This is a genomic window from Pseudomonas sp. GW460-LB5 (genome assembly GCF_059423245.1).
The window spans coordinates 1-1,701 of sequence record NZ_JBWKXT010000127.1 but is presented as its reverse complement, the minus strand read 5'-3'; the positions used below and the strand labels follow the sequence as shown (position 1 = coordinate 1,701).

General features: G+C 54.6%; 3 protein-coding genes. All 3 read left to right on the top strand.

Annotated elements, in window-relative coordinates:
* Positions 1–204, top strand: a 204-nt coding sequence (locus AC07XM_RS31000) for an STAS domain-containing protein (RefSeq protein WP_495046082.1), incomplete at its 5' end; no start/stop codon positions are given.
* 11 nt (positions 205–215) lie between these two features.
* Positions 216–1,067, top strand: a complete 852-nt coding sequence (locus tag AC07XM_RS30995; protein ID WP_012316922.1) for a universal stress protein — start codon at positions 216–218, stop codon at positions 1,065–1,067.
* Between the two features lie 92 nt (positions 1,068–1,159).
* Positions 1,160–1,693 carry an NUDIX hydrolase gene (locus tag AC07XM_RS30990; RefSeq protein WP_009684099.1) on the top strand — a complete coding sequence of 178 codons (534 nt, stop codon included), beginning with the start codon at positions 1,160–1,162 and terminating at the stop codon, positions 1,691–1,693.
* The last annotated feature ends 8 nt before the right edge of the window (positions 1,694–1,701 follow it).

Genomic DNA, 1,701 nt, shown 5'->3' with positions numbered 1-1,701 from the left:
CTCAACAAGGTCACCATCGATCTCACACAGGCGCATTTCTGGGATATCACCGCCGTCGCAGCGCTGGATAAGGTCGTGATCAAGTTCCGACGCGAAGGCGCTGAGGTTGAAGTGCTCGGTCTCAATGAAGCCAGCGCGACAATCGTTGACCGCTTCGGCGTGCATGACAAACCCGGTGCCATCGACAAGCTCATGAGCCACTAAGGAGAACGACAATGACCCGCGTAATGGCATGCATTGATAACTCACAATCCTCATTGGCGGTCTGCGATTACGCAGCATGGGCCTCGCAACGACTCAGCGCTCCCCTGACCTTGCTTCATGTGCTGGATAAGGAGAAATATCCTGCATCCGCTGACCTCAGCGGCAATATCGGTCTCGGTAGCAGAGAACATCTGCTGGAAGAGTTGGCCATGCTGGATGCGCAGCGGGCAAAACTGGCGTTGGAGCATGGGCAGCACATGCTTGAAAAAGCTCGCGAGCGAACAGTTCACTCTGGCGCCATGTCACCTGATATGAAGCAGCGCCATGGCCATCTCGTCGAGAGCCTGAGCGATCTCCAAGACGATATTCGGTTACTGGTGATTGGAAGAGTCGGTGAGGACAGCACGCGCAGTGCCCAAAGTCTTGGCAGCCAGATTGAAGCGATAGTCCGAACTATCCACCGCCCCACCCTGATTACAACCAGCCATTTCAGGAAACCTGAAACGGTCATGGTGGCATTTGACGGCAGCGCAACAGGCCACAAGACCTTACAGATGCTTGCTTCAAGCCCGCTGTGCGAAGGCCTGCCAATTCATATCGTCATGGTTGGAACGGATTCTGAAGACAACCAGAACGCGCTGGAGAAGGCACGAACCACGCTTGCGTCTTCCGGCTCGCTGGTGCATTCCGAGATCCGCCCAGGCGAAGTAGAGTCCACACTGCATGCGTATCAGGCAGAGCACGGCATTGACCTCTTGGTCATGGGGGCGTACGGGCACTCACGCATCAGGCAGTTTCTGATAGGCAGCACGACCACGACGATGCTGCGTACATCCACTGTACCCTTATTGCTGCTTCGCTGAGCCAGTTCCACTGGCCACAGTATTTCCAGAACTGAGGAAATACCGTGGCCACCCTGGACGATGACTAACTGATCTTGCCGCTACGAGACCACATGCAACTCATAACTGAAATTGTTCACCCCGAGCTGAAATCCAAGCAGGGCAGAGTATTCCGTCGACATGCAGCTCGCGGCATCGTGATGCGGGGTGAACAGATCCTGTTGCTGTTCACCGAGCGCTATAACGATTTCAGCTTTCCTGGAGGCGGCCTTGATGGTGACGAGGACATTGTCGCAGGCCTGAAGCGTGAGCTTGAGGAAGAGACTGGTGCTCGTGAAATACAGGTGCTCCAGCACTACGGTTACATCGAGGAGTACCGGCCCTACCAAAAGCCACAGTACGATCTGATGCACATGACCTCGCATTTTTATCAATGCGAAGTAGCGCCCCAGCTAGAGCCGGTGAGAATGGAAAGCCACGAAATCGCTAATGGTATGCGGCCTGTCTGGATCAACCTGCATGAAGCCATCGCACACAATGAAGCCGTCATGCAGCGTCACGAGTCTTCGATGGGGCAGTCAATTCTGCGCGAAACCTACATGCTGAGAAAAGTCGCTTCCGAATTGTTGATGCCAATCAGCCTTTGAGCTGACTA

Coding starts and splice junctions, on each gene's coding strand:
- AC07XM_RS30995 (WP_012316922.1), top strand. CDS start 216: ATGACCCGCGTAATGGCATGCATTGATAACTCACAATCCTCATTGGCG.
- AC07XM_RS30990 (WP_009684099.1), top strand. CDS start 1,160: ATGCAACTCATAACTGAAATTGTTCACCCCGAGCTGAAATCCAAGCAG.